Source organism: Pseudomonas sp. PDNC002 (assembly GCF_016919445.1).
In the GTDB taxonomy this organism is placed as follows: domain Bacteria; phylum Pseudomonadota; class Gammaproteobacteria; order Pseudomonadales; family Pseudomonadaceae; genus Pseudomonas.
The window spans coordinates 3,531,890-3,554,162 of record NZ_CP070356.1 but is presented as its reverse complement, the minus strand read 5'-3'; the positions used below and the strand labels follow the sequence as shown (position 1 = coordinate 3,554,162).

23 protein-coding genes are annotated in these 22,273 nt (G+C 66.5%); 11 read left to right on the top strand and 12 right to left on the bottom strand.

Features of this window, described 5'->3' with window-relative positions:
- The first annotated feature begins 41 nt into the window (after positions 1-41).
- Complete coding sequence (locus JVX91_RS16375; protein WP_205335249.1) at positions 42-980, top strand: LysR substrate-binding domain-containing protein; 939 nt, start codon at positions 42-44, stop codon at positions 978-980.
- A gap of 3 nt (positions 981-983) precedes the next feature.
- On the opposite strand, the gene JVX91_RS16370 is transcribed toward JVX91_RS16375, so the two are convergent.
- The 7 genes from JVX91_RS16370 to JVX91_RS16340 form a co-directional block, all read right to left on the bottom strand.
- Entirely contained in the window at positions 984-2,045 is a 1,062-nt protein-coding gene (locus tag JVX91_RS16370; protein ID WP_205335248.1) for an ornithine cyclodeaminase, read from the bottom strand.
- A 310-nt stretch (positions 2,046-2,355) separates the two neighbouring features.
- A complete protein-coding gene (locus JVX91_RS16365) occupies positions 2,356-2,838 on the bottom strand; it encodes an Lrp/AsnC family transcriptional regulator (protein ID WP_024763763.1) in 483 nt (160 codons plus the stop codon).
- 156 nt (positions 2,839-2,994) lie between these two features.
- On the bottom strand, positions 2,995-4,338 hold the full coding sequence (locus JVX91_RS16360; RefSeq protein ID WP_205335247.1) for an APC family permease: 1,344 nt from the start codon (positions 4,336-4,338) through the stop codon (positions 2,995-2,997).
- Positions 4,339-4,608: 270 nt separating this feature from the next.
- The gene (locus JVX91_RS16355; protein WP_205335246.1) at positions 4,609-5,352 is read right to left on the bottom strand and encodes an N-formylglutamate amidohydrolase; all 744 of its coding nucleotides are present in this window, start codon (positions 5,350-5,352) and stop codon (positions 4,609-4,611) included.
- Positions 5,336-6,676, bottom strand: a complete 1,341-nt coding sequence (locus JVX91_RS16350) for a glutamine synthetase family protein (protein WP_205335245.1) — start codon at positions 6,674-6,676, stop codon at positions 5,336-5,338. Before JVX91_RS16350 ends, JVX91_RS16355 begins: the two co-directional genes overlap by 17 nt.
- A 15-nt stretch (positions 6,677-6,691) precedes the next feature.
- Positions 6,692-7,333, bottom strand: coding sequence for an isochorismatase family cysteine hydrolase (locus JVX91_RS16345; protein WP_205335244.1), 642 nt, complete (start codon positions 7,331-7,333; stop codon positions 6,692-6,694).
- A 2-nt stretch (positions 7,334-7,335) separates the two neighbouring features.
- The gene (locus tag JVX91_RS16340; RefSeq protein ID WP_205335243.1) at positions 7,336-8,193 is read right to left on the bottom strand and encodes a MurR/RpiR family transcriptional regulator; all 858 of its coding nucleotides are present in this window, start codon (positions 8,191-8,193) and stop codon (positions 7,336-7,338) included.
- 201 nt (positions 8,194-8,394) lie between these two features.
- Between JVX91_RS16340 and JVX91_RS16335 the strand changes: the two genes are divergently transcribed.
- Positions 8,395-8,976, top strand: a complete 582-nt coding sequence (locus tag JVX91_RS16335; RefSeq protein ID WP_205335242.1) for a sugar O-acetyltransferase — start codon at positions 8,395-8,397, stop codon at positions 8,974-8,976.
- A 29-nt stretch (positions 8,977-9,005) separates the two neighbouring features.
- Here JVX91_RS16335 and JVX91_RS16330 read toward each other — a convergent pair whose 3' ends face one another.
- Positions 9,006-9,260, bottom strand: coding sequence for a hypothetical protein (locus tag JVX91_RS16330; protein WP_205335241.1), 255 nt, complete (start codon positions 9,258-9,260; stop codon positions 9,006-9,008).
- A gap of 154 nt (positions 9,261-9,414) precedes the next feature.
- Positions 9,415-10,971 (bottom strand): MFS transporter, encoded by a 1,557-nt coding sequence (locus JVX91_RS16325; RefSeq protein WP_240201603.1) that lies wholly within the window; start codon positions 10,969-10,971, stop codon positions 9,415-9,417.
- A gap of 141 nt (positions 10,972-11,112) precedes the next feature.
- Between JVX91_RS16325 and JVX91_RS16320 the strand changes: the two genes are divergently transcribed.
- Positions 11,113-12,015, top strand: a complete 903-nt coding sequence (locus tag JVX91_RS16320) for a LysR family transcriptional regulator (protein ID WP_205335240.1) — start codon at positions 11,113-11,115, stop codon at positions 12,013-12,015.
- Here JVX91_RS16320 and JVX91_RS16315 read toward each other — a convergent pair.
- The 3 genes from JVX91_RS16315 to epsC all read right to left on the bottom strand — a co-directional run bounded on the left by JVX91_RS16315 (position 11,985) and on the right by epsC (position 14,549).
- Positions 11,985-12,338: a VOC family protein gene (locus tag JVX91_RS16315; RefSeq protein ID WP_205335239.1), complete on the bottom strand. Its 354-nt coding sequence runs from the start codon at positions 12,336-12,338 to the stop codon at positions 11,985-11,987. The two genes, JVX91_RS16320 and JVX91_RS16315, sit on opposite strands and share 31 nt — an antisense overlap.
- Before the next feature lie 71 nt (positions 12,339-12,409).
- Complete coding sequence (gene dapA / locus JVX91_RS16310; RefSeq protein ID WP_205335238.1) at positions 12,410-13,282, bottom strand: 4-hydroxy-tetrahydrodipicolinate synthase; 873 nt, start codon at positions 13,280-13,282, stop codon at positions 12,410-12,412.
- A gap of 313 nt (positions 13,283-13,595) precedes the next feature.
- Positions 13,596-14,549, bottom strand: a complete 954-nt coding sequence (epsC, locus tag JVX91_RS16305) for a serine O-acetyltransferase EpsC (RefSeq protein WP_205335237.1) — start codon at positions 14,547-14,549, stop codon at positions 13,596-13,598.
- A 371-nt stretch (positions 14,550-14,920) separates the two neighbouring features.
- Here epsC and ssuD point away from each other — a divergent pair, with 371 nt between their 5' ends.
- The 8 genes from ssuD to JVX91_RS16265 all read left to right on the top strand — a co-directional run bounded on the left by ssuD (position 14,921) and on the right by JVX91_RS16265 (position 22,258).
- Entirely contained in the window at positions 14,921-16,057 is a 1,137-nt protein-coding gene (gene ssuD, locus JVX91_RS16300; protein WP_205335236.1) for an FMNH2-dependent alkanesulfonate monooxygenase, read from the top strand.
- A gap of 153 nt (positions 16,058-16,210) precedes the next feature.
- Entirely contained in the window at positions 16,211-16,876 is a 666-nt protein-coding gene (locus JVX91_RS16295; RefSeq protein ID WP_205335235.1) for a M24 family metallopeptidase, read from the top strand.
- 17 nt (positions 16,877-16,893) lie between these two features.
- A complete protein-coding gene (locus JVX91_RS16290; protein ID WP_205335234.1) occupies positions 16,894-17,235 on the top strand; it encodes a gamma-glutamylcyclotransferase family protein in 342 nt (113 codons plus the stop codon).
- Between the two features lie 75 nt (positions 17,236-17,310).
- A complete protein-coding gene (locus tag JVX91_RS16285) occupies positions 17,311-17,739 on the top strand; it encodes a TOBE domain-containing protein (RefSeq protein ID WP_205335233.1) in 429 nt (142 codons plus the stop codon).
- Between the two features lie 278 nt (positions 17,740-18,017).
- Positions 18,018-18,293: a PepSY domain-containing protein gene (locus tag JVX91_RS16280; protein ID WP_205335232.1), complete on the top strand. Its 276-nt coding sequence runs from the start codon at positions 18,018-18,020 to the stop codon at positions 18,291-18,293.
- Between the two features lie 10 nt (positions 18,294-18,303).
- On the top strand, positions 18,304-19,581 hold the full coding sequence (locus tag JVX91_RS16275) for a sialidase family protein (protein ID WP_205335231.1): 1,278 nt from the start codon (positions 18,304-18,306) through the stop codon (positions 19,579-19,581).
- On the top strand, positions 19,578-20,225 hold the full coding sequence (locus tag JVX91_RS16270) for a hypothetical protein (protein WP_205335230.1): 648 nt from the start codon (positions 19,578-19,580) through the stop codon (positions 20,223-20,225). The genes JVX91_RS16275 and JVX91_RS16270 overlap by 4 nt, the downstream gene beginning before the upstream one ends.
- Positions 20,222-22,258, top strand: a complete 2,037-nt coding sequence (locus JVX91_RS16265; protein ID WP_205335229.1) for an LTA synthase family protein — start codon at positions 20,222-20,224, stop codon at positions 22,256-22,258. The genes JVX91_RS16270 and JVX91_RS16265 overlap by 4 nt, the downstream gene beginning before the upstream one ends.
- The last annotated feature ends 15 nt before the right edge of the window (positions 22,259-22,273 follow it).

The following is a 22,273-nucleotide window of genomic DNA, read 5'->3' as shown; positions in this document are numbered from 1 at the left end:
TTTCACCAATAGAGTTTCACCAATCGAGAGTTGGACCGCCCATGCACTTTCCTTCGATGACCGCCCTTCGGGCGCTGGATGCCGTGGCCCGGCTGGGCAGCGTGTCCGCCGCCGCCGAGGAGCTGAACCTCACCCGCAGCGCGGTCAGCCACCGCATCGCCACGCTGGAGGAACGCCTGGGCTTCGCCCTGACCGAACGCACCGGGCGCGGCATCCGCCTGACCTATCGGGGCGAGAGGTATGCGCGCGACGTGCAGCGCATCCTCGCGGAGGTGCAACTGGCCGGCAGCAGCTTCGACGAGCAGCAGGTCAGCGGGCCGCTGTGCGTGAGTTGCAACCCCGGTTTCGCCACCTACTGGCTGTGCCAGCACCTGGGGGATTTCCTCGCGCAGTACCCGCAGGTGCAATTGCACGTCGTGACGCCGCGCGTGCCGCAGGACACCAGCGCCAGCGATGCCGACCTGTTCATCGCCTATGGCAGCGGCGACTGGCCGAACCAGACGGTGGAGCAACTGGTCGCCCTGCACTTCTTCCCGGTGTGCAGCCCGCGCCTGATCCACTCGCGCGGCGGCCTCACGCAGCCGGCGGACCTGGCCCACTACACGCTGCTGCACATGAACGATTTCGCTGATTGGCGCCTGTGGCTGGGCGCCGTGGGCGCGAGCGCCATCGACCACCGCTCCGGCGTGCTGTTCGCCGACGCGCCCTGCACCATCGCCGCCTGCATTGCCGACCAGGGCGTGGCCATCGGCGACAACCTGCTCAGTGGCGACGCCCTGGCGCGTGGCCTGCTGGTGCGCCCGTTCGACATCACCATCCAGTCCAGCCGGGGCTATTTCCTGGTGACCGACCCGGTGAAGGCCGAGCGCCCGGTGGTCAAGGCCTTCAGCCAATGGCTCAAGGCCCGTGTCGCCGCCACCACGCAGAGCGCCAGCGACCTCAGCCGGCCGCCGCTGGCGATTCCCGAAGAGGCGCGCTGAGCGTCAGGCGATGCGGCGCAGCCCTTTGCGCGCCTTGCCGGAGCGGGTGTAGCGGAACAGGTCCTTGGGATCGTTGTCCTCGTCCTCGCTCCACGGCACCAGGTCGATGCGCTCGCCGAGGTCCAGGCGGCTGGCCTGTTCGTTCACGTAGCGCAGTGCCGAGTAGTCTTCGAGAGCGAAGCCCACCGAGTCGAAGATGGTCACCTGCTCGGCATTGTCACGCCCGCCGACCTGGCCGGCCAGCACCCGCCACAGATCGGTTACCGGGAAGTCCGCCGGCATCTGCTGGATCTCGCCCTCGACGCGCGATTGCGGCTCGTACTCGACGAACACCTTGCCAGCGCGCAGGACGTCGGCGTGCAGCTCGGTCTTGCCCGGGCAGTCGCCGCCCACGCCGTTGATGTGCATGCCCGGCTCGATCATCTCCGGGGTAAGGATGGTTGCGTAGGCTTTGTCCGCCGTCACCGTGGTGACGATGTCGGCACCGCGTACCGCCTCGGCAGTGGAGCCGGCGCGGATGATCTTCAGGCTGGGGAATTCCGAGAGGTTGCGGATCAGTTTTTCAGTGGCCTGCGGATCGATGTCATAGACGGCGATTTCCTCGATGCCCAGGTGGTGATGGAAAGCCAGCGCCTGGAATTCGCTCTGCGCGCCGTTGCCGATCAGCGCCATGCGTCGCGAGTTCGGACGCGCCAGCGCACGGGCAGCCATCAGCGACGTAGCGCAGGTGCGCAGCGCGGTGGCCACTGTGAGTTCGGAGAGCAGCACCGGATAGCCCGTCTCGACATCGGCCAGCACGCCGAAGGCCATGACGGTGAACAGCCCGCGCTGGGTGTTCTGCGGGTGGCCGTTGACGTACTTGAAGGCATAGCGGGCGGTGTCGGACACCGGCATCAGTTCGATGACGCCGATCTCGGAGTGGTTGGCGACGCGGGCGGATTTGTCGAAGGACTCCCAGCGCACGAAGTCCTGGGCGATGGTGTCGGCGAGTTCGCCGATGAAGCGGGCGACACCGATCTGCTGGACCAGTTGAGACATCGTGGGGACGTCGACGAAGCGGGTCATGGTGGGACCTCCGATTGTTGTGATTGACGTCTTCTGATTGGACTGCAGCCCGCCTCCGCCGTGTCTCGAACAGCGGGCACAACAAGGTTGCAGAGGCCCTGGAACAGGTCTGCACGTCAGAGAGGGGCAAGACGATTTTCCCACTCGCCGAGGGGAAAACCCGGCTGTTATACGGGCCTGCGCCGGCCGATCCGGCTGTATTGGCGAGCGGCGACAGCCGATTCGGCTGTGCGTTTAGCAGCCTTCGACAGGCCGATATTGCAGGCGGGAAACCTAAGGAACTGGCGCCGCCGGAGGGGGCGCCGGAGGGCTAGCTGGCGGATTCCTTGATGGTCGTCAGCTCGGGATGGGCGACAAGCTTGTCGATATGCAGGCTCTCGTCGTTCAGCCAGGTTTCGGTCAGCGCGCGGTAGTGCTCCATGTCCCGGCAGCGCATGCGCACGCTGTAGTCGAAGGTCCCGCTGATCAGCTGGCAGTGCAGCACTTCCGGGCAAGCGATGACGCGGGCCTCGAAGGCCTTCTGCGCGCTGCGGCCGCTCTGGTTCGACAGTGCGACCAGTACCAGCAGCGAGAGCCCGGCGGAAATCTTCTGCTCGTCGATGACGGCGCCGTAGCCACGGATGATGCCGTGTCGCTCCAGCTTGCGGACGCGCTCCTGGCAGGGGCGCGGGGTGAGGTGCACGAGGGCGGACAGTTTGCCGTAGGTGATGCGACCCTGGTGACGGAGGATGCGGATGATCTCCTCGTCGATGCGGTCCAGGGTGAAGGGGCTGTCCTGATCTTTCCTGCTCATGATGCTTCGCAATGATTCGTCAGTCGTGCCGGCTTCCCTGCCCCGGCGAAAGCAGTCGGCGGGGACACTGCCCGCCACCGACCCGGATCTTTATGGGGCACGCCCCGCCTTCTGTCAAAGCGCGCCGTACCGTCTGCGACAGCACGGCGCACCCGGTCAGATTTCCCGCGCCAGCTCGCTGCCGTTGCCGCGCCGGCTGAGCACCGCGAGGTACACCAGGCCGATGGCGATCCAGCCCGCGCCCAGTTCCTGCGCCTCGCGGCTCATGCTGAACAGCACGTAGGCGATGATCACCAGGCCCACCAGCGGGAACACCAGGTGGCGCAGCACCCGGCCGCTCTTCTGTCGGATGAAGTAGTGGTTGATCACCGCGATGTGCAGCAGGCAGAAACCGGTCAGCGCGCCGAAGTTGACCAGCGAGGTGAGCACGTCCGGCGAGTCGAGGAAGTAGATGCCGATGCCCAGCGATAGCACGCCCACCAGGTACAGGCTGATGTGCGGGGTCTGGTACTTCGGATGCACCTTGGCCAGCACGCGCGGCAGCTTGCCGTCGCGGGCCATGGAGTACAGCAGGCGCGAGACGGCGGCCTGAGAGGTGATCGACACCGTCACGCCCCAGGCCAGCGCAGTGGCCACTGCGGTCAGCGTGGACAGCCAGCTGCCGCCAGCTGCTTCGGCGATCTCGTAGAAGGCGGTGTCCGCCGACTTGAAGGTCATGCCGGCAGCGAGGTCGGTGGCCAGCCAGGTCTGCACGATGAAGATGGCGCCCATGACGAACAGCGCGATCAGCGAGGCGCGGCCGATCTGCTTGGCCGGGTCGCCCTTGACCTCTTCGGCGAGGGTGGAAATCGCGTCGAAACCGAGGAACGACAGTACCGCGATGGATACCGCCTTCATCACCAGGCCGAGGTTGAAATGCTCCGGTTGCAGCAGCGGCTCCAGGGTCAGCCGGCCATTGCCCATGCCACCCTGCAGCGCCTGGTAGCCAACGACCAGGAAGATCGCCAGGACCACCAGTTCGGCGATCAGGAACAGCAGGTTGAAGCGCGCCGCCAGGGTGATGCCGCGCAGGTTGATGAGCGTGGCGGACACCAGGAAGATCAGCATGAACGCAAGCTTGGGAATCGCCGGGAACAGGTGGTTCAGCGCCAGCGCGCTGAACACGTAGAGCAGCGGCGGGATCAGCAGGTAGTCCAGCAGCAGGACCCAGCCGGCGATGAAGCCGACGTTGGGGTGGATGCCGCGCTGGGCGTAGGAGTACACGGAGCCGGCGATGGGAAACGCGCGGGACATCGCGCCATAGCTCAGCGCGGTGAAGAGCATCGCCACCATGCCCACCAGGTAGGCCATCGGCACCATGCCGTGGGCGTCCGCGTGGACCCAGCCGTACACGCCGAAGGGCGCGATCGGGATCATGAAGATCATCCCGTAGATCACCAGGTCGCCGAGCGTCAGGCTGCGGCGGAGTTGTTGCTTGTATCCGAACTGTTCGATAGCCACGGGGCACTTCCTCTGGGAACGGCAGCTGTAAGGGTTCGGCGCTCATGCGCTGAATTGTTGTTGTTTTCAGAACCTGCCCGGCCGCTGCAGCACGCTCACCATCAAATGGCCGGTCGGGCTTGGGTCCTCAGAGCCTGCTTACGACCTCGCGAGCTAGAGCCGTAGTAGGCGAAAAGCGCCCGAAGAGCGGAGTTCACGAGCCGTAAATGAGCATCTGAGGGCGCTTTTCAACGCCCTACGGCCGACGCGCAGCAGGTCGTAAACAGGCTCTCAGAGCCAGGGAGCCAGGCGTACAGCCCAGGCTTCCACCCCTTGCGGGGTCCGCAGTCCGTCATTGCGGATTTCGATCAGCACGGCGTCCACGCCGCGTTCGTCGCCATGTACCGGGACGGTCATGTCCTCCAACGGATCGATCACATAGGGCTGGTTGGCGCCGATCTCTTCGCCGCTCTCCCGCAGCCCCGCCACCATGCGCTGGGCATAGGCTTCGGCCTTGGCGTAGAGCACCCCGGCGACCCACGGGCGAGGCTCGCCGCGATAGCTCGGGGTGAAGCTGTGCACGCCCACCAGACGAGTCGGCCGGCCAGCGACCAGGCGCTCGTCGAGCAGCGCGGTCAGTTGTTGGTGGAACGGCTCGAACAGGCGCGCCACCCTCTCCTGCCGGGCCGCTGCGCTCAGGTTGCAGTTGCCGGGAATCGGGTAGATCTCGCTGTGCTCGGGAATCGCATCCGGAGCGGACAGCGGCCGGTTGAGGTCGATCAACAGGCGCGAGTAGTTGGCCACCAGCAGCGTGGCGTCCAGGCGCGCCGACAGCTCGCGGGCCAGCTCCAGCGCGCCGATGTCCCAGGCGATGTGCTCGGCGGCCGCCGCGTCGTCCAGGCCCAGTTGCGCCAGCTCCTCGGGGATGTAGCGGCTGGCGTGTTCGCAGACCAGCAGCACCGGGCTCTTGCCCTGCGGGTTGACGATCTCGAACGGCGGGCGCCGGTAGAGGCCGGATTCAGTAGAACTTTGCATAGGATTCACAGAGTTGTTCTTCGCTGAGTTCGCGGGTCAGGGCCAGTTCCTGGCGCTTCATGGCGACGTAGGTCTGCAGCAGGGCCGGCGGCAGCTGGGCGCACAGTTCGCTATCGGCCAGCAGCAGGCGCTGGGCCTCCTCCAGCGAACCGGGCAGGGACTTGATGCCCAGTTCCTCGCGCTGGGCATCGCTGAGGCTATGCGGGTCGACATCGGTGACCGCCGACAGCGGCAGCTCCTGCTGCATGCCCAGTCGCCCGGCGATCAGCACCGCGGCCATGGCCAGGTGCGGGCTGGCGGTGGCGTCCATGGGGCGGAATTCCAGGTTGAACTGGCGGGCCTTGGGCTTGCCGCCGATCTCCACCACCGGGCAGATGCGCAGCGCCGCTTCGCGGTTGCGCAGGCCGAGGCAGGCGTAGGCGGCACTCCAGTGGTGCGGTTTCAGCCGCAGGTAGGACACCGCCGTCGGCGCGGTCAACGCGCACAGTGCCGGCAGGTGGCGCAATACGCCGGCGGCCCAGTGCTCGGCGAGCTTGGACAGGTTGGTCGGCGCGGCCTCGTCGTAGAACACCGGAGTGCCATCCAGGCGTTGCAGGCTCAGGTGCAGGTGTACGCCGTTGGTCACGGCGCCGGGCGCCAGCAGCGGCGTGAAGCTGCTGCGCCAGCCGAACTGGCGGGCGATCTCACGGGTGACTTCGCGGACGTTCACCGCGCGGTCCGCAGCAGCAACGCCCTGGGTCGGCCGGCAGGTGACTTCGTACTGGTTGCGGCCGTACTCGGGCAGGAACATTTCCGGCTCGGCGCCGATCTGCTCCAGCGCGCTCATCAGCCAACCGCCGAAGTTTCCGGTCTGCCGCTGCGCCTGCAGGGAGAAGGCGGCAGCATGCTCATCGGGCAGGCCGAGCAGGTTGAATTCGTGTTCGAAGGCGGCGGTGACCTGCAGGTCCAGCTCGCGGTAACGGGCGATTTCTTCGCGCAACAGGGTGCGAGGGCAGACCGGCCAGGGCGCGCCGGTGGTGGTCACCAGGTCGCCGTGCAGGTAATCCAGCGGCGCGGCCTGGGAATCGGGGCCGTTTTCCAGGCGCACCCGGCTGCTCGGGTCGGGCAGCAGGCGCAGGTCGCCATGGCTGCCCCAGGGGTTGTCGTCGGCAATGATGTCCTGCGGCGTCAGCGCGCTGTTGGCGGGCACCCAGCCGCAGCCGGTGGCCAGTTGCTCGGCGACTTCCGACTCGGGAAGCGAGCGGCCGCGGGTGATGCCGCAGAGGTCGGTGGTGACGAAGCTGGTCAGGCGCATCGGAGCGGGATTGTTATTGTTCTGACTCATGGCGTTCTCCCGGCCTCAGGCCAGCGCGGCGATGCGGGCCAGCACGCTGTCGATGTCGGCGATCCAGCAGTAACCCTTGATCGCTTCCAGGCAGGCCTGGTGGCGTTCGGCGGTGTGGGTGGCGCAGGCGTCTTCCACCAGGGTGACGAGGTAGCCACGGTCGGCGGCGTCGCGCACGGCCATGTCCACGCACTGGTCGGTGACCACGCCGCAGATGATCAGGTGGCGGGTGTTGAGGTTGCGCAGCACGTAGTCGATGGCGGTGGAGTTGAAGACGCCCGAGGACGTTTTAGGCAGGACGATCTCGTTTTCCCGCGGCGCCAGGGCATCGATGACCTGGGCGTCCGGGCTACCCTTGGGCAGGTGCATGTCGGAGAGCTTGTGGTCCAGCGAACGATCACGGCCATCGGCGGTGAGGCTTTCGATAATAGTGTGCAGCACTTCCCCGCCCACCTCGCGCATGGCCGCCAGCAGGCGCTGCTGGTTGGGTATCACGCTCGCCTCGACGCGCTCGTAGAAGTAGCGGTGCGTCTGCGGGTCGACATGGGCATCGCGGCCGGGAATGACCCAGGCGTTCTGCATGTCGACGAACAGGATGGCGGTCTGGCCGGGGGTGAACGGCAGGTCACGGGGCGAGTGGTGGGGCAAGCTGAACACGGTCATTCCTCAAGGATGTGGCTGCCGAAGGCAGCTCTCAGGTGGTCGATGCCTTCCAGGCGTTCGTCGAGCTGGCCGTCCATGCGCGCTACCAGGCTGGCGATCAGCGCTTCGACCTGGGCCATGGTCGGCACCAGGGTGTCGAAGGGCGACGGGGATTCCACCGGGGCGCTGATGATCAGGTCGGCGAACTCGCGCAGCGGCGAGTCGTAGATATCGGTGAACAGCACCACGCGTGCGCCACGGGCCTTGGCCGCGCGGGTCACGCCCAGCGCCTGGGCCTGGTAGCGGCGGTAGTCGAACACCACCACCAGCGTCTGGCGGTCGATGTCGCCCAACTGGTCGGGCAGCGCGGCGCCATCGTCCAGCAGCAGGCAGCCGCTGCGCAGCATGCGCAGGTGCGCCACCAGGTAGCCGGCGACGAAGCGGCTGAAGCGCCCGCCGTGGCAGAGGACGCGCAGCTTGGGATCGAGCAGCCAGTCACCGAGCAGGCGCACGTCGTCGGCCTGGGTGAGGGCCAGGGTGCGCTGGATGCCTTCGCTGGCGTCACTCAGATAATTGGACCAGACGTCGTCGCGGCTCATGCCTTCGCGGCGCCCGGCGAGCAGGGTGCGCGGCGAACGCAGGCGGTCATCCACCTCGGCCATCAGCGCGTTCTGGAAGTCGCTGTAGCCGCTGAAGCCGAGCTTCTTCACCAGCCGCAGGATGCTCGGATCGCTGACGCCGGCCTGGCGCGCGAGGCGCGACATCGGCCCGAGGCCGCTGCGCGGGTAGTCGTCGAGCAAGGCGCGCAGGACTTTGCGCTCGGCCTTGGTGAGCTCGACTTCAGGGGTGTTCAGGCGATCTTTGAGTGTGAGCATGCGTGCGCCTCTTGTTGTGACAACATTTGTATAATGTGCTTCAGAAACTTTCAATACGTATTTTTTGTAGCATTCACTACAAACCTCAAGCACCCCGCATCGACCTCCCGATGCAGAGCCCCGCATGGCATTTTTCGCAAAGGGAACCGGGGCGTTCGCGAGCGCGTCGAACGCCTTCAACGCCGCCAGGAATCAACCTTGATGAACGAGCTGGAAAAGGCCGCCGCCGGCCTGCTCTACGACGCCAACCACGACCCGCAGGTGCTGCGCCAACGCGCCGAGGCCAAGGCGAAACTCTTCGAGTTCAACCACAGCCATCCGGACGACCGGGAACGACGCGAAGCGATCCTCAGGGGACTGTTCGCGCGGCTTGGCGACGGTTTCGTGATCGAAGGTCCGCTGCATTGCGACTATGGCTTCAACATCGAAATCGGCGAACGTTTCTACGCCAACGTCAACCTGGTGATCCTCGATGGCGCGAAGGTACGCATCGGTAACGACGTGTTCATCGCCCCCAACGTCGGCATCTACACCGCCGGCCATCCGCTGGACGCCGAGCGACGCAACCAGGGGCTGGAGTACGCCCACCCGGTCAGCATCGGCGACAACGTCTGGATCGGTGCGGGGGTGAATATCCTTCCGGGTGTGAGCATCGGCGCGAACAGTGTGATCGGCGCCGGTGCCGTGGTAGTGCGCGACATCCCCGCAGGCGTGCTGGCGGCCGGCAACCCGGCGCGGGTCATCCGGCCGATCAGCGAGGCCGACCGCCAGCGTTACCGCTGAGTATCACGCCGGGTGCCGAAGGCGCTGCCTCAGGCGCCGCTGTCGAGCCGCTCGACCCAGCGTTCCGCCGCATCGTGGGACGCTTCGACCGCGGCCTCGTCGGAGTCCCAGGGGCCGATCACGACGTCCAGCGGCGACACACTGGCCGGTACTCCGGCGAGGGAAAGTACCACCTCGGCCACTTTGCCGGGACAGATGTAACGCGGCGACATCAGCACGGAAATCCCTGCGGAAGTTTTGTATTCACTGGGCGCCATGAACGCCGGCGCGGCTGTCTGCTGCATTGCGGAAATCCCCTCGGCCAGTGCCTGGCCTGATCGTCTCTGAACGGCTCCGGGCTGGCGCGGAATGCGCACTCCCCTGATTGCTGACCTGGCGCGGCGAGCGTGGGTTCCGACTACCACTGCCCCGGAGGCGGGCAACGGACAAACGGCCGTTTCAAGACGCCGCCGTTGGCGCGGGAGCATGCTCGGGCAAAGGCCTACCCAGCAGGGCGCCGACCAGCATGGCAAACAGCAGGGCCGCGATCCCGGCTGCCAACAACACGGCTTCGAAGCCGCCGATGAAGGCCTGACGCAGCACCGGCGCCAGGGCATCGCGCAGCCCCGGATCGAGCACCGACAGGGCCGCGGCGATATCGCCAGCGGCGGCACGGGTGGCCATCTCCGACGCCTTGTCCAGTTGCGCGGGCGCCAGGGTCGCGAGGCTATCGCGCAGCAACTGGCTGCTACGGGCGGACAGCACGCCACCGAGAATGCCGATGGCCAGCACGATGGCGGCGAAGCGCGTGGTGGTGCTCAGGCCCGAGGCCATGCCGGTGCGGTCGCGGGGGACGCAGGCCATGATGTTCTTCTGCGTATCGCCGTTGAGCAGCCCCGCCCCGGCGCCCAGCACCAGGCTGGCCAGGGCGAAGGCCGGGTAGCCGCCCTGCCCGGCCGCCAGCGCACAGAGCAGGTTGCCCGCGCCGACCAGCACCAGCCCGAGAGCGAATACCTGCGCCGAACTGAAACGGCCGCTCAGACGCATACCCAGGCGCGGGGTCAGCAACATGGCCACGGCGAAAGGCAGCATCCCAGCACCGGCCGCGACGGCCGAGAGTTGCAGGCCGTTCTGCAGGTACAGCGGCAGCAGCGTCATCATCACCTGGGCGCAGGCGGCGTAGGCGAACATGCCGAGCAAGGCGCCGATGAAGCGACCGCTGCGCATCAGCCGCAGATCGATCATCGGCCGCGTCTGGCTGCGTTCCACCAGCACGAACAGTCCCAGCAACAGAGCGCTGAGCAGCAGGCGCGCCAGGGTCGGTGGGCTGTCCCAACCGACGCGATTGGCGTCGATCAACGCCCAGATCAGGTAACCCAGGCCACCGGCGAAGGTAAGGCTACCCAGCGGGTCGAGGCGCGCGGCGGCGCTGTCGCGGGACTCCTCGATGCTGCGCAGCGCCATGCTCCCGAGCAGCGCCACCAGCGGCAGGTTCAGGTAGAAGATCCAGCGCCAGCCGAGCGTGGCGGAGATCACCCCGCCCAGCAGCGGCGCGAAGGTGATGGTGGCGCCCATGCACGCGCCCCAGAAGGCCCAGGCGCGCAGGCGCTCTTCGGGCTCGTGGAAACGGTGGCCGATGGCGGCCAGCGCCGACGTCAGCAGCAGGGCCGCGCCGACGCCCTTGGCGGCGCGGGCGATATCGAGGAACAACAGACTCGGCGCCGCCCCGCAGGCCAGCGAGGCCGCGCCGAACAGCACCAGCCCGAGCAGCAGCATGCGCCGCCGGCCGAAGCGATCGGCCAGGCTGCCAGCGGGTAGCAGGCAGGCGGCGAAGGCCAGCAGGTAGGCGCTGACCACCCACTCGATGTCGGCGAAGGAGCCGGACAGGTCGCGGGCGATGCTCGGCAGCGAGACGGCGACGATATTGGTGTCGAGGATGATCAGCGCGCACACCGCCGAGGCGGTCAGCAGGGTGAAGCGTGCGGAGGGACGGTCGGGCATGGCTCGGTCGGACATGGCAAGGCTTCCAGCAGTGACCCACGCACCAGGTTTTGCCCTGGCCGCGCCGGCCTTGTAGTGTTGCCTCCACGGTAACGCCCACGCGCGCCGGGCTTGTTAGCCACGGCGACCTCCGTCATTAGCCTGCGACTAACGAACATGGAAATCCGTCATTTCCGCTACTTCCTCAGCGTCGCCCGCCACGGCCATTTCACCCGCGCGGCGGAGCAGCTGGGCATCGCCCCGCCAACGCTCAGCCGGCAGATCCAGGACATGGAGAAGGAGCTGGGCGTGCTGCTGTTCCAGCGCAGCCAGCGCGAGGTGCGTCTGACCGCGGCAGGCGAGGCCCTGCTCGCCGAAGCCGAGCTCGCCGTGCGCCAGTTCGATGCCGCACAACTCGGCGCCCAGCGTGCCGGGCGCGGCGAGACCGGGCGCCTGCGCCTGGGTTACGTCGCTTCGGCCGCCTATTCCGGCGTGCTGCAGCAGCACGTCGCCAATTTCACCCAGGCCTTGCCGGTGGTGGAGCTGGACGCCCGCGAAGTCCCCATGGCGCAGTTGCCGGCTCAAGTCCGCGACGGCGTACTCGACCTCGCTTATGTGCGCTCGCCCATGAACCTGCCGGAGGAGCTGGACGCCATTGCGCTGCAGGAAGAAGGCTTCGTCCTCGCCCTGCCCGCCGCCTCGCGCCTCAACGAACTGGCGGAGATTCGCGCGGTACGCCTGGCCGATGAAACCTTCATTCTCCCGGAGCAGATATCCGGCACGCTGGAGGTCGCCAGCGCCGGCGGCTTCTCCCCCCGCCTCGGCCAGCAACCGGGCAGCCTGGTAGCGGTGATCGCGCTGGTCTCGCTCGGCCGCGGCATCGCCATCGTCCCAGCGTCGGTGGTGCGCCGGGTACAACTGCCGCAGGTGAACTATCGCCCTATCGCCGACTGCGCGCCGCGCTCCTGGTTGTCGCTGCTGCACCGGCGCTTCGAGAAATCACCGGTGGTGCGGCGCTACCTCGAACAGGTGCGCGCCCAGCATCGGGATCAATCCGCCGACCACACCGCCAGCTCGTAGCCATCCGGATCGATGAAATGGAAGCGCCGGCCGCCGGGGAACGCGAAGGTGGCGCGGCTGATCGTGGCGCCAAGCGCTGCCAGCCGGGCCTGGACCTGCTCCAGGTTCTCGGCATAGAGGATCACCAGCGGGCCGCCGGGGCGGACCGGCTCACCGGTGGTGAAGCCGCCGCTGAGGCGGCCATCGCTGAACTCCGTGTAGGTCGGGCCGTAGTCGGTGAAGGTCCAGCCGAAGGCGCTGCCATAAAAGGCCTTGCTGCGTTCGATATCGCCGACGTTGAACTCGATGTTGTCGATCTGCCGATCGTTTCCGCGAATACCCATGGTTGCCTCCTGGCGGGTCGTGTCGGCGTGATCCTAAACCATCCTGCGCCATCCACGACCCGAGGCGACGCCTAGTCGCACGCCTCCAGGTCGGCAAGCACCTTGTGCAGGCGCTCCAGGGTAGCCGCCGAACACGCCTGCATCGGCTCGCGCAGCTCGTTGGCGATCAATCCCTGCACTGCCAGCGCGCCTTTCACCGCCGCCGGATTCGGTTCGGCGAAGGCCGCCTGCATCCACGGCAGCAGACGCTGGAAGGTACGTCGCGCCGCGTTGACGTCATTGGCCTCCATTTCCCGCTGCATCCGCACGTAGAGATCGGCGCGCACATGGGCCGAGGCGGAGATCGCCCCGGCGCCGCCCAGGCAGAGGTTGGCGAAAATCTGCAGGTCCTCGCCGGTGAGCACTTCGACGGTGCCATCGGCGATCAGCGCCAGGGTGGTTTCCACATCGCCGCCGCAATCCTTGATCGCCGCGATGTTCGGGTGACGGACGATGCGCCGCAGGGTCTCGCGCTCGATGCGCACGCCGGTGCGGTAGGGAATGTCGTAGAGCACCAGCGGCACGCTGGACGCATCCGCCACCGTCTGGAAGAACGCTTCCAGGCCTTGCTGCGAAGGACGGATGTAGTACGGCGCGGGCACCAGCACACCGGCCAGCGGGCGACGCTGGACATCCTGCTGGAAGGCCAGCAGCTCGCGCAGGTTGTTGCCGGCCAGGCCCATGATCACCTGCCGTGGCGGCACCCATTGGAGCACGGCGTCGAGCACCGCGAGCTGCTCGTCATGGCTCAATGCAGCCGCCTCGCCGGTGGTGCCGCAGACCACGAATCCGGCGACGCCATCTTCCAGCAGCTTGCTCACCAGGCCTTGCAGCGCGGCGAAATCGATTTCCCCGGAACGGAAGGGAGTGGCCAGCGCCACCCAGATACCGCGAAAACTGGACATGCAAAAAACTCCTTGTGGCTGACCGTCGGGTCGCCGTCAGGGAGGGTGCGGGATTCAAGCGGGGGGAGGTTTCGACCTTGCGCCTTGTGTCCTGTCAGCCCATCTGACGGGACAGCGCCCCGGTCAAATGAGCGACTGTTTCTTGGATTTCTTGGCAACGGCCACGCACACGCAAGCCCGGGCAAGAAGGCCCGAAGCGGAAAGCGCGTGGTCGTGGATGGAGAACATGGAAGTTCCGATGCAGGAAAAGTCCGACAGATACTGCTGAAGGAGCGTGGGAGCTGTCAACTCCCCGCTCCGCTCAGCCTGTCGGTCAGTCCTTGCCGCAGCGGCTTTCGTCGTGCTGCAGGCTGGCCTGGCTTACCTGGCTGCCCGGCGGCACGCTGCGGGTCAGCCAGACGTTGCCGCCAATGGTCGAGCCCTTGCCGATGGTCACGCGACCGAGAATGGTGGCGCCGGCATAGATCACCACTTCGTCCTCGACGATCGGGTGGCGCGGTTCGCCCTTGTGCAGTTGGCCGGTCTCGTCGGCGGTGAAGCGCTTGGCACCCAGGGTCACCGCCTGGTAGATGCGCACCTGCTTGCCGATGATCGCGGTTTCGCCGATGACCACGCCGGTGCCGTGGTCGATGAAGAAGCTGCTGCCGATCTGTGCGCCGGGGTGAATGTCGATGCCGGTGGCGGAATGCGCCAGCTCCGAAATCATCCGCGCCAACAGTGGGAGGCCGGCGTTGTAGAGATGGTGCGCGAGGCGGTGGTGAATGATCGCCACGACGCCCGGATAGCACAGCAGCACTTCGTCGACGCTGCGTGCCGCGGGGTCGCCCTGGAAGGCCGCGAGTACGTCGGCATCGAGCAACTTGCGCATTTGCGGAAGCGCGCGGGCGAAGTCGCGAATCAGCACCACGGCGTGCTCATCGATCCGCCCGTCCACCACATCGCCGCGTTGCCGAGCGCTGTAGCGCAGCTCCAGACGCGCCTGCACCAGCAGCGCATTCAGGGCGGCGTCCAGGGTGTGGCCGACGAAGAAGTCCTCGCTCTCTTCGCGCAGGTCGTTGGGACCCAGGCGCATGGGGAACAGCGCGCTGGCCAGTCGCTCCACCACTTCCTCGATGGACTGACGCGACGGCAGCTCGCGGCCACCCTGTTCCGGATGACGGCCGGTGCGGCTACGCCACTCGTTGCGGGCACCGCGCAGGTCCTCGACGATCTGCGCCAGTTGCCAGTTCACCGGGACATTTTCGTTCAGTCGGTTGGCGTCGTTCATGGCTTGCTGTGTTCCTTTGAATTCGGGAAAAACAATCACGGTTGCCTATCCTGATCGGTCGCACAGCACAGGACAAATCGCCGGAAGGCATAACCTAATGCCTTTTTCGCATGTAGCGCACTGTTGCTGCAGCAACATCGAATCAACAGCACTGCTGGACCAGCAACACTTCCTCGCCTTTCCCTGCAGGCGCACGCGGCGTGCATCGCTGGCACAGCGATTGCTGACCGCCAGGACCCGCCGCGCAGCCGCCCTCCTCCCTCCCTTGCGGAAACGACGCCGGCCGCCGGGCCCGAATTCCAATGAGAACTTGCCACGCGTGCACCGACGGGGCACCGCCCCAATTTCGACGATGGCAATGAGGACACCCCATGAGTCTGGATATTTTCTGGTTCCTGCCGACTTCCGGCGACACCCGCTACCTGGGCCACTCCAGCAGCGGCCGCCCGGCGACCAACGAGTACATGCGGCAGATCGCCGTGGCCGCCGACCAGCTCGGCTACGACGGCCTGCTGATTCCCACTGGCAGCAGTTGCCTCGATCCGTGGGTCACCGCCGCCAGCCTGGTGCCGGTGACCCAGCGCATCAAGCTGCTGGTGGCGCTGCGTACGTCACTGGGCAACCCCACCGCCTCGGCGCGCCAGGCCGCGTCCCTGGACCAGGCCAGCGGCGGCCGCCTGCTGCTCAACGTCGTTCCCGGCGGCGACAGCACCGAACTGGAAGCCGATGGCGTATTCCTCAGCCACGACCAGCGCTACGCGGCATCCGATGAATTCCTCAGCATCTGGCGCCGCCTGCTGTCCGGCGAAACGGTGGACTTCGACGGCGAACACCTGAAGGTGAACGGCGCACAGAATTTCTTCCCGCCCGTCCAGAAGCCCTATCCGCCGCTGTACTTCGGCGGTTCCTCGCCGGCCGCCCACGAGCTGGCGGCCAAGCACGTCGACGCCTACCTGACCTGGGGCGAGCCACCGGCGGCGGTCGCCGAGAAGATCGCCGACGTGCGCGAACGCGCCGCCCGCCAGGGCCGCACCGTGCGCTTCGGTGTGCGCCTGCATGTGATCGTCCGCGAGACGAATGAAAAGGCCTGGGCCGCCGCGGACGAACTCATCAGCCACCTCGACGACGCCACCATCGCCGCCGCGCAGACCAACTACGCGAAGATGGATTCCGTCGGCCAGCAACGCATGGCCGCGCTGCATGGCGGTGACCGCAACAAACTGGAAGTCGCGCCTAACCTCTGGGCCGGGGTCGGCCTGGTGCGCGGCGGCGCCGGTACCGCGCTGGTGGGCGATGCGGAAACCGTCGCCGCCCGCCTGCTGGAATACGCCGCGTTGGGCGTGGACAGCTTCGTGCTCTCCGGCTATCCGCACCTGGAAGAGGCCTATCGCTTCGCCGAACTGGTGTTTCCGCTGCTGCCCGGCAAGGGCCGCGTGACCGTGGACGGCGTGCTCACCGGTGGCGCCTTCGACGTTCGCGCCGGGCGCGAGAAGGAACACGCTGCCTGAGGCGTATCCGCCCCGCCGCGCACCGGCGGGGCTTCCCCTGCGATGCCATATGCCGGCGACGCCGCTGCGATACGGGTTGCGTTCGCCCATCGCTATGTAGAACTCTATATGCCGAAAGTTCGACCCGATGAGCCACTTCGCAGAGAGTGCCCAATGAATACTGCCGTGTACGCCAAGGAAGCCGTCGGCGCGAGTTACGCGCTGGAATCGATGCAGTACGCCCAGGCCCGAACCTGGGAAGCCGTGGACGCGATCGCCGCCGCGATCCGCCCTGGAATGAGCGAGCTGGAAGCCGTCGCCATTGGCAAGCAGGTACTGACCGACCTGGGGATGGAACGTATCTGGCACCCGTTGCTGATCCGCTTCGGCGCCAATACCCTGAAGACTTTCAAGCAACGCTCGGACGGCAATCCGCTGCTGGGCGAGCACGACATCTTCTTCATCGACATGGGCGTAGTCTGGCGCGGTCATGAAGGCGACGCCGGCGCCACCTTCGTGATGGGTGACGACCCTGAAATGACGGCCTGCGCGGCGGCGGCGAAGTCCCTGTTCGAGCGTGTCGAAGCCCGCTGGCGCAGCACCGGCTGCAGCGGCGTCGAGCTGTACGATTTCGCCCGGGCGGAAGCCGAAGCGATGGGCTGGGTACTCAATCTCGACATCAAGGGCCACCGGGTCAGCGACTTCCCCCACGCCATCTACCGCGCGGGCGATCTGGGCGACTACGCCGAACACCCCAATGGTGGGCTGTGGATCCTGGAGATCCAGATCGCCCACCCGAGCAAAGCCTACGGCGCCTTCTATGAAGACCTGCTGGCCTGACCGGGAGCCAAGCCACGATGAGCGACACCGTACTGCTGTTCTCCTACGGCACCCTGCAGGACAAGGCCGTGCAGCTGGCCAGCTTCGGCCGCGAGTTGCAGGGTCATGCCGATGCCCTGGTGGGCTTTCGAGAGGACTGGGTGGAAATCACCGATCCCGCCGTACTGGCCACCAGCGGCAAGACCCACCATCCCATCGTTCAACCCAGCGGGGTGGATAGCGATCGGGTTGCCGGCACCGTCTTCCAGATCACCGCGGACGAACTGCTGGCAGCGGACGCCTATGAAGTCGCCGATTACCACCGTGTCAGCGTGCGCCTGCAATCCGGATTGCAGGCGTGGGTCTACATCAAGGCCTGACCAATCGTCGTAGTAGCAATTACATAGCGTTTCTTGATGCTCTGGTCAGGTTTTCCACCTAACCGAGGTACAGGAATGAAAGTCAGTGCACGTAACGTCTTCAACGGGAAAGTCCGCGAGTTGCGCCCCGGCGCGGTGAACAGCGAGGTCGTGCTGGAACTCGCCGGCGGTGAAACCCTGGTCGCGGTCGTCACCATGGAAAGCGTCGACAGCTTGAAGCTGGCGGTCGGTGTCGAGGCCGTCGCGCTGGTCAAGGCGCCCTGGGTGATGCTGATGACCGATGCCGGCGGCATTCGCCTGTCCGCGCGCAACTGCCTGACCGGCAAGGTCGTCAGTGTGGCGGACGGCGCGGTCAACGCGGAAGTGGTGATCGAGTTGGCCGGTGGCACCAAGGTCTACTCGATCGTGACCCGCGACGCCGTCCACGAGCTGGGCCTGGTACCCGGTGCGCAAGCCACCGCCGTGATCAAGGCATCCCACGTCATCCTCGGCGTCCCGGCCTGAACTGCCTTCCGGGGCATCGTCTGATGCTCCATCGCCCTGGCCGTTCCCCCTCGACATGCCAGGGCGCGACACCTGCCCGCGCTGTACCGCAGCGACGAAACAGAAAGTCATCAAAAGCGATTTGGCGTGGCTTTCAATCAACCGTTACGCTGACCGGAATGCAGCCGGAAAGGCTGCCGGAAGCCAGCGTGAAATCAGTGTAACTGCTTGTTATATTTAACATTTTATTCACATTTGGCTTCCTAACTTGGCGCCCTCGATCGGTCCGGGTAAGCCTCATGTGGAAGCTCTGGTTGTCCCTCATTGCGCTAGGCAGCGCCCCTCTCGTCCACGCGGACACACAATGTACCCGCGCCGACAAATCCACCTGGAAGCAGGAATCCGCGTTCCGCTCGGCAATGAAGCAGCAGGGCTATCGCATCACCAAGTTCCGCGTCACGCCCGGCAATTGCTATGAGATCTACGGCTTCAATCCACTGAGCCACCGCGTCGAGCTGTATTTCCACCCCGTCACCTTCGCCCTGGTGAAGGCCGAGCCGGTCGTTCGGCGGTGAGGTGCGTTCCATGATCTCGCCCATCCGATCCGTCGTTGCCCTGCTTGTCGTCGCCATCTTCGGCTTCGCCTGGTACCAGTCGCCATCCTTCGAAGTCAGCGACTTCGCGCCGGGCGCGGTGTCGCCTGCGCCAGGCGCGGCACCCGCCAGCCTGACGCGGCGTTTCGCGTCCTCCGACATGCGCGACTTCGTACATTCCGCATCACTCGCCACATTGCCCAACGGCGCGCTGATGGCCACCTGGTTCGCTGGCAGCCGCGAGGGCGCCGCCGACGTGCAGATTCGCGCGGCCACGTTCGATCCGATCAGTCGGCAGTGGTCCGATGAGCGCGTCCTGGCTACCCGCCTGGGCACCGAACAGGCCGTACGCAAGAACATCCGCAAGCTCGGCAATCCGGTCGTCGCGCTGTCGCCGGACAACCGCCTGTGGCTGTTCTACGTCTCCGTCTCGGTAGGCGGCTGGGCCGGCAGCGCGATCAATGCGATGTACTCCGATGACCTGGGCAAGCACTGGAGCACCCCGCGCCAGTTGGTGACCACGCCCTTCCTCAACCTCAGCACGCTGGTGCGCGGCGCACCGGTATTCCATCGCGACGGCTCCATCGGCCTGCCGGTCTACCACGAGTTCATGGGCAAGTTCGCCGAGTACCTCTACCTGGGCCCGGAGGGCGACGTGCGCGACAAATTCCGCATCAGCAAGGGCAAACACTCACTGCAACCCACCGTGGTCGCGCAGGATGGCCGGCGGGCCGTCGCCCTCCTCCGCTACGCCGGTGAGCGACACCACCGCGTACTGGCCAGCCACACCCTGGATGCCGGGCAGAGCTGGAGCGCACCGGTGCCGGTGGAACCCAGCAATCCCAACTCTTCCCTCGCCGCCGTGGGCCGTGCCAACGGCAACCTGCTGGTGGCGATGAACGACCTGGAAGACGGCCGTTTCCGCCTGACGCTCTACGAGACCGACGCCCAGCTACGCGACTGGCGGCTGATCGAGCAGCTCGACGAATCCCCCGACCCCTGGGGCGATCCGGTGGCGCCGGAGGTGTTCCGCGCGCTGATCGGCAAGGCCTGGCAAAACGTCGACGCGCAACAGCCGGGCAGCCTCGAGCAGACCTTCCTGGCCAGCGTCAGCCAACGCATGTGCGAATCCGGCCAATGCCGCTTCGAGTACGAGTATCCCTACTTCGCCCGCGACGCCGCTGGCGCATATCACCTCGTCTATTCGTGGAACGACACGTTCATCAAGCACGTCAGCTTCAGCGATGCCTGGGTGGAGGAAAAACGATGATGCTCGCACTCTGGCAAGCGCACCTCGGGCTCGCCCTGTTCCTCTTCCTGATGGCCGCGCCCTTCGGCACGACGCGCCGCTGGCAGGCGCTGAAACTCGCCGTGGCGACCGGCCTGACGTTCCTGCCGGTGGATGGCATGCCCCTGGCCGTTGCGGTACGCAGCTTCACCCATGAAGTGTCCATCAGCCTGCTGGTCCTTTTGGCATGTTTTACCCTGGCGCGCTTCGGCGTCCTGCGGATTCGCCCTGCGCAGCAACGCGACGTGTTGCTGGTCCTCGCGCTGATGGCCCTGGTGCTTTACCCGGCCTCGCTGGGGCTGAGCTACCTGGATCCGTATCGCTGGGGCTACGAGCCTGGTTGGCTGCTGCTGGCCATGGCCGTCCTGACGTTCGGCTTCCTGCTGACCGGCAACGGTCCTGGCGCGGCGATGCTGCTGCTCGCCACCCTGGCCTACGCGCTGCGCGGCGACGGAATCGGCAACTACTGGAACTACCTGATCGATCCGCTGCTGTCGCTCTACGCCTGGGCCTGGTGCCTGAAATGGGCCGGCCTGGCCGCCTTCCGCCGAGCCCGGACCGCTCTTCAACAGCGGCGCCATGCGCGCCGCCCGCACCCCGCGGACTTCGCCGAGACCGATCGATGAGTTGGATTCGCTCCCGCCGCCTGCGCTACCTCGCAGGGGTCGTCGCCATGCTCTTCACCCTCTTCGCACTGCTGCGCGGTGTGTTCCTGCTGGGCTATTCCGGCCTGCCGTGGTCAGCCATCGGCGACCACGACGACGTCGTCCGCACACTGGGCATCGGCCTGCGCTTCGATCTGCGCCTGGCGCTGCTGGTTGCCCTGCCACTGGCACTGGTGGCGTGGCTACCGCGGCTGAACCTGCTGCGCAGTCGTGTCGTGCTGTGGCTCGCGCGCACCTACCTGGCGCTCGCCGTGGGCCTGTTGCTGCTGATCTACATCGTCGATTTCGGCCACTACGCGTACCTGGGCGTACGCCTCAACGCGACCGTGTTGCGCTTCGTCGAGGACGCGCAGATTTCCACTGCAATGGTCTGGCAGACCTACCCGGTGGCGTGGATCGCCCTCGGCTGGCTGGCCACGCTCGCGCTGGCCGTCGCCTGTTTCCGCTGGCTGGAGCGCGTCACCCTGAAGCGCCCGGCCGCTGCAATCCCGCGCTGGTCCGTCGCCACCGGCTCCGCGTTCGTCACCGTGCTGGTATTCCTCGGCCTGCTCGGCCGCGTCGACAACCTCAACCTGGAGAACCCGGTGCCACTGCGCTGGAGCGACGCCTTCTACAGCGGCGACGCGCAGGTCGCGGCACTGGGGCTCAACCCGGTGGTATTCCTCTACGACACCTTGCGCATCGACCCGGTGGCGTACGACGAGGACCAGGCGCGCCGGCACTATCCACTGATGGCGAACTACCTCGGCATCCGCGACGGCGATGGCCAGGCGCTCGACTACCGCCGCCAGCAGGCCGCGCAGCCTTCGGCGGTGGCGGCGGGGAAGCGGCCGAACGTGGTCTTCGTCATGCTCGAATCGCTGGGCACCAGCGCCGTCGGCGCCTACGGCAATCCGCTCGGCCCGACGCCCAACCTCGACCGTATCGCCCGCGAAGGCTGGTTCTTCAGGCATTTCTACGTGCCGGTGACCGGCACCGCGAAAACCGTCTGGGCGAGCGTCACCGGCGTGCCCGACGTCACCCGCGAGCAGACCGCCACGCGCAACCCGCTGATCTCCCGGCAGCACAGCCTGATCAATGCCCTGGACGGCTACGAGAAGTTCTACATGATCGGCGGCAACGCCGGTTGGGCGAACATCAACGCGCTGATCCAGCGCAGCATCGATGACGTACAACTCTTCGAGGAGCGCCACTGGAAATCGCCGCTGGTGGATGTCTGGGGCATCTCCGACCTGAACTTCTTCAAGGAAAGCTCCGGCATCCTCGGCGCCGTGCCCAAAGCCCAGCCGTTCTTCGCCTACCTGCAGACTTCCGGCAACCACCGGCCCTTCACCATTCCGGCGGACAACGACGGCTTCCAGCCCCTCGACCTGCCGCTGGAAGAGGTACAGCGCGCCGGCTCGCGCAGCCTGGCGCAGTTCAACGCGGTACGCCTGCTGGACTTCAACATCGGCAAGCTGCTGGAAATGGCCGAACGCGATGGCTACCTGGACAACACCATCTTCGTGTTCTTTGGCGACCACAACACCCGTATCAGCCAGATTCCGCACATGGCGCCCGGCTTCGAGCAGCTCGGACTGGAAAGCAACAACGTGCCGCTGATGATCTACGCGCCCGGTTTCCTGCAGCCGCGCGTATTCGACGAAGCCGTGGGCCTGGCGGATCTGCTGCCCACCGTGCTCGGCCTGCTCGGCAAGCCCTACGACAACGGCGGCATGGGCCGCGACCTGCTGCAGCCGGCTCCCGAAGGCGAGCGCGTGGTGCCGCTGGTCTTGCGCGAGGGCACCTTCCCGGTCATCGGCGGCGTTACCCGGCGCTTTCTGCTGCAGATGCAGCACGACGGCAGTTCGCCGACGCTGCACGACATCTATTCGCCGACGCCGAAGGAGAACGTCGCGGCGCAGCACCCGGAAGAGTTCGAACGCCTTGCCACGCTGACCCGCGCCATGCACGAGACCTCGCGGGCGATGCTGTACCGCAACGTGCGGGAATGAGGGATGAGCCCTCGA

What these genes read in the sequence shown, in the direction of transcription:
- JVX91_RS16375 (WP_205335249.1), top strand. Translation starts at nt 42, where the DNA reads ATGCACTTTCCTTCGATGACCGCCCTTCGGGCGCTGGATGCCGTGGCC.
- JVX91_RS16370 (WP_205335248.1), bottom strand. Translation starts at nt 2,045, where the DNA reads ATGACCCGCTTCGTCGACGTCCCCACGATGTCTCAACTGGTCCAGCAG.
- JVX91_RS16365 (WP_024763763.1), bottom strand. Translation starts at nt 2,838, where the DNA reads ATGAGCAGGAAAGATCAGGACAGCCCCTTCACCCTGGACCGCATCGAC.
- JVX91_RS16355 (WP_205335246.1), bottom strand. Translation starts at nt 5,352, where the DNA reads ATGCAAAGTTCTACTGAATCCGGCCTCTACCGGCGCCCGCCGTTCGAG.
- JVX91_RS16350 (WP_205335245.1), bottom strand. Translation starts at nt 6,676, where the DNA reads ATGAGTCAGAACAATAACAATCCCGCTCCGATGCGCCTGACCAGCTTC.
- JVX91_RS16340 (WP_205335243.1), bottom strand. Translation starts at nt 8,193, where the DNA reads ATGCTCACACTCAAAGATCGCCTGAACACCCCTGAAGTCGAGCTCACC.
- JVX91_RS16335 (WP_205335242.1), top strand. Translation starts at nt 8,395, where the DNA reads ATGAACGAGCTGGAAAAGGCCGCCGCCGGCCTGCTCTACGACGCCAAC.
- JVX91_RS16330 (WP_205335241.1), bottom strand. Translation starts at nt 9,260, where the DNA reads ATGCAGCAGACAGCCGCGCCGGCGTTCATGGCGCCCAGTGAATACAAA.
- JVX91_RS16325 (WP_240201603.1), bottom strand. Translation starts at nt 10,971, where the DNA reads ATGTCCGACCGAGCCATGCCCGACCGTCCCTCCGCACGCTTCACCCTG.
- JVX91_RS16320 (WP_205335240.1), top strand. Translation starts at nt 11,113, where the DNA reads ATGGAAATCCGTCATTTCCGCTACTTCCTCAGCGTCGCCCGCCACGGC.
- JVX91_RS16315 (WP_205335239.1), bottom strand. Translation starts at nt 12,338, where the DNA reads ATGGGTATTCGCGGAAACGATCGGCAGATCGACAACATCGAGTTCAAC.
- dapA (WP_205335238.1), bottom strand. Translation starts at nt 13,282, where the DNA reads ATGTCCAGTTTTCGCGGTATCTGGGTGGCGCTGGCCACTCCCTTCCGT.
- epsC (WP_205335237.1), bottom strand. Translation starts at nt 14,549, where the DNA reads ATGAACGACGCCAACCGACTGAACGAAAATGTCCCGGTGAACTGGCAA.
- ssuD (WP_205335236.1), top strand. Translation starts at nt 14,921, where the DNA reads ATGAGTCTGGATATTTTCTGGTTCCTGCCGACTTCCGGCGACACCCGC.
- JVX91_RS16295 (WP_205335235.1), top strand. Translation starts at nt 16,211, where the DNA reads ATGAATACTGCCGTGTACGCCAAGGAAGCCGTCGGCGCGAGTTACGCG.
- JVX91_RS16290 (WP_205335234.1), top strand. Translation starts at nt 16,894, where the DNA reads ATGAGCGACACCGTACTGCTGTTCTCCTACGGCACCCTGCAGGACAAG.
- JVX91_RS16285 (WP_205335233.1), top strand. Translation starts at nt 17,311, where the DNA reads ATGAAAGTCAGTGCACGTAACGTCTTCAACGGGAAAGTCCGCGAGTTG.
- JVX91_RS16280 (WP_205335232.1), top strand. Translation starts at nt 18,018, where the DNA reads ATGTGGAAGCTCTGGTTGTCCCTCATTGCGCTAGGCAGCGCCCCTCTC.
- JVX91_RS16275 (WP_205335231.1), top strand. Translation starts at nt 18,304, where the DNA reads ATGATCTCGCCCATCCGATCCGTCGTTGCCCTGCTTGTCGTCGCCATC.
- JVX91_RS16270 (WP_205335230.1), top strand. Translation starts at nt 19,578, where the DNA reads ATGATGCTCGCACTCTGGCAAGCGCACCTCGGGCTCGCCCTGTTCCTC.
- JVX91_RS16265 (WP_205335229.1), top strand. Translation starts at nt 20,222, where the DNA reads ATGAGTTGGATTCGCTCCCGCCGCCTGCGCTACCTCGCAGGGGTCGTC.